Origin of the sequence: uncultured Mucilaginibacter sp., from assembly GCF_937859865.1 — a bacterium.
Lineage (GTDB): Bacteria > Bacteroidota > Bacteroidia > Sphingobacteriales > Sphingobacteriaceae > Mucilaginibacter_A.
This window is the reverse complement of record NZ_CALMAT010000073.1, coordinates 5,634-8,983: the sequence shown is the minus strand read 5'-3', so window position 1 is coordinate 8,983 and position 3,350 is coordinate 5,634. Positions and strand designations below refer to the sequence as shown.

Genomic DNA, 3,350 nt, shown 5'->3' with positions numbered 1-3,350 from the left:
CGATAAGGCAAGCCAAAACCGAAACCAAATTCCACCAGGCATGGATATGGATAATTAAAGGTTCTTTGCTTTGATTAATGGTTTTATAAAAATGTTTTAGCAAGGCCGGTGAAAAATGAGAATGGTCTTTGGTGATCCGCTTAAAAAAATAAACCGGCACATCGTCCATCAAAGTAAGTTGTCCGGCCGGAAAAGAAAGTTCGCTTTTGCCATTTGCAAGCGTGGTAAAAACTTCTGTTTGTATGCCGTTTTTCCACAGTTCTTCGCTCAGTTTAGAAACCGACATGGTTGGGCCGCCATAAACTACAGCAGGTTTGTAGGAAGCACTGATTTGGATAATTTTCATCCGGCAGTTTTTAAAATCCGTATGGCATAAAGCAGTTTGGCAATCAGCAGCATGCTGATATAACTCCAAAATACAGAATTAAACAGAAACTCAAAACTTAAACCGCGCCACATAATTTGGAACAAACCCGAATAAATCAAAGCCGTACCTAAAACATAACCGCCAAACAAACTTTCTGCTTTTAAGGCGATTAACTGGTTTACTGCACCATAAAGAAACAAGATCAGGAAAATCCCGATACCGCCTTTAAATAGATAGGCATCGGCAATTAAGGCAGGTTTTGCCGAAACGTTCATGCCCCGGGCGGCAATGCCGGCGTTAAAAGCACGTTCCATTACCAAATCTTCCGTATTCGGTTTGCCGGGCCAAAGCACGCGCGGGATGAGCGATTGCAGCGATTGTTCAACCATTTTCATTCCGTAAAAATCGGTGTATTTAGGCGTAGATTGCACGTATTTGATAAACATGTCTACCTCGCTCAAACGGAAAACAAGGAATTTCCAGTTGCCTTCTTCTGCCTCTGGCGAACTGCTTAATGCAGCGTCAAAAGCTACTTTGGAAGCATCTTCGGCAGAAAGATCGCCCGACCAAGCATTTTGCCTAAACACCTGATTATAAGTTGGCAATACGGCAAAAACCAAAAAAAGCAAAGGCACAAAAACCAGGACAACGGTACGTTTATAAAACGGAAAAAGGAAAATCGCCAGCACCAAAAAACTCAGGATGATCGGTTCTTTGTAACCCGACAAAACGGATTTATAAAAATTGAAGCCGAACAATGTGCCGGCAATGATAATATTTTGCGTTTTATGCATCGGAATGGCAAACGCTAAAGCTAATGTACCGGCAATAAAACTTAAGGTAGAAAATTGCCCGGAAAACTGGTTTAAGCCCGGAACCACCGTAAATAAAATGGAAACAGGAACGGTAATAATGGCTACATAAAGCAGAAAATCGGCGAGGTTTAGGTTTTGTAACTGATACTTCTTTTGCACCGGATAATTCATGAAAAGCAAGGTGCCGGAAACAAAAGCTGCATGGCCGAGGCAATAATAATGTTGGCATTGGGCAATCATCAGCAGCTTTTTTGGGTCGGGTTTAAACAGGTGGTTAAACTGGTGGAAGTTTTCGTAACCCAAACTGTCTAAGTAATAAAACAGTGTAGTGCAGCACATATAGCCGGCAAAAATTAGTTGCGTTAAAAACAGCGGCCGCATCAATTGTTCGCCCAAAGAACGGTCGTTTGGGATAGGTTTTACCCAGCCAGAAATGGTAATCAAAAAGATAAAGAACGAACCCAGCCAGGCAATCAAATAGGAAGTTTGGGGCAGCGCATCAAACAGCCACGAAAAAACCCAGGGTAAAAACAGTACAAAAAAACGCTCTGGCCGGATTTGGTTAAACATATTCCAGTATTTTTTTCTGCATGGCTTCCACCGCAACTTTAAAATTCCAGTCTTTAATAATTTGTGCCGAAGCTTGTCCGTATTTCTCCAACAAAGCTTTTTTATGGCAAAGTTGCCGTAACTTTTCCGTTAAATCCAGCGCATTCCCGATTTGAAAGATAGATCCATTTTTCCCTTCAAAAACTAAATCTGCTGCACAGCCAACTTTATCCGAAACCAAAACTGCTTTACCGCAAGCCATCGCTTCGTTTACGGCCAGACCCCAGGTTTCGCTGTTGGAAGGCAGGCAAAATAAATCGCAGCTTTGATAAATGGCTGGCATTTGAGATTGGTTCTGGAAATTTAAAAAATGGATGCGCAATGCTGTTTTTAGCACTGTTTTTTTTGCTTTCAAATTTTTTTCAAGCGGCCCATTTCCAACTAAAAGTAAATATGTATTTGACTGATTTAAATTTTCAAAAGCCTCCAATAGTAGATTTGCATTTTTTACCGGTTCAAATTTTCCGGCAAAAAGTATTACGGTTTCATCTTTTTGGATCCCAAGTTTCGCCCGGATTTTTTCTGCTTCTGCTGAAAAATTTTGTGCAAAACGGTCATTGTCTATGGCATGAGGCGCAAAAGTAAGCTGGTTTTCTTTCAGCCCAAATTTTTTGAAATAAGCTTTATTATTGGTGCCAACAAAAAAAGCATGGTCAACTTTTTTATAAACCCAACTCAGGAAAATATTTTTGATACTGTTTTTAGCACTACTTTTTCTATCCAGCAAATTAGAATCGCCGCGAAAAAAAACCGGGATTTTCCCTTTAAAATAACGCATCGCCTGCAAATGACTTTGATAAGCCCAGCCATAAACCAAAATGGCATCTGCTTTCCAGGCTTTAATTTCGCTGATCAAATCCGGGTTTTTAATCCCCCAAAAGCTGTGCGAACCTGGTTTTTTAGCTGTGTTTTTTTGAAATTGGTAAGGATAACCCTGAAGTAAAGGAAGATCCCATTCTACTTTTTTCCCAAATCCTGGATCGTGTTGATTCATTCCAACTTCCGCCAACGTATAAAAAACCTTGATCTCTATTTTTTTCTGCTGATGCAAAAAGCTAAAAACCGGTGCGTAATATTGGATGGGATGCGTGGTGATGATGGCCAGCTTTTTCACTGTTTAACTATTGCTTCAAAAACTGCTGTTTGCTTGCGCGTCATTTGCTTTGCTGTAAATTCTTCAAAGTTTTTACGGTCGAGCAGATTTTTAGTTGTAGAAAAATTTGCCCATTGGTTTAATATTTCCCTGATCTGAAGTTTTGCTTTGATGTTATTTTCAGGAAAAGTAACGACCGAACTTTGCGAAGAACAGGAGCGAATAACCTTAACCGCCGTACTTTGCTGATGGAAAATAGCCAACAAAGGTTTTTGTGCCAATAAATACGGATAGATTTTGGAGGCCGTATATTGCGGGTCATCCGAACCGGGAACAAACAAAGCATCGGCAGCAAGCAAGGTATTAATGGTGCTGTAAAAACCAATCCGGTCCGTTATTTCTGTAACTAAATTTTCAAGGCCAAGTTCTTTTGCGATCGGAAAAATAGTTGGTTTGGCCAGTTCTT

3 protein-coding genes and 1 pseudogene (1 of these 4 only partly in view) are annotated in these 3,350 nt (G+C 40.4%); all 4 read right to left on the bottom strand.

Annotated elements, in window-relative coordinates; translation table 11 throughout:
* A pseudogene (locus Q0192_RS07485) lies at positions 1 to 346 on the bottom strand (XrtY-associated glycosyltransferase XYAG1) (it extends 833 nt beyond the left edge of the window).
* On the bottom strand, positions 343 to 1,752 hold the full coding sequence (locus Q0192_RS07480) for an exosortase Y-associated Wzy-like protein (RefSeq protein WP_299288401.1): 1,410 nt from the start codon (positions 1,750 to 1,752) through the stop codon (positions 343 to 345). The pseudogene Q0192_RS07485 and the gene Q0192_RS07480 overlap by 4 nt, the downstream one beginning before the upstream one ends.
* Positions 1,745 to 2,905, bottom strand: a complete 1,161-nt coding sequence (locus Q0192_RS07475; RefSeq protein WP_299288399.1) for a glycosyltransferase family 4 protein — start codon at positions 2,903 to 2,905, stop codon at positions 1,745 to 1,747. The genes Q0192_RS07480 and Q0192_RS07475 overlap by 8 nt, the downstream gene beginning before the upstream one ends.
* A complete protein-coding gene (locus tag Q0192_RS07470; protein ID WP_299288396.1) occupies positions 2,902 to 3,243 on the bottom strand; it encodes a hypothetical protein in 342 nt (113 codons plus the stop codon). The genes Q0192_RS07475 and Q0192_RS07470 overlap by 4 nt, the downstream gene beginning before the upstream one ends.
* Positions 3,244 to 3,350: the final 107 nt, after the last annotated feature.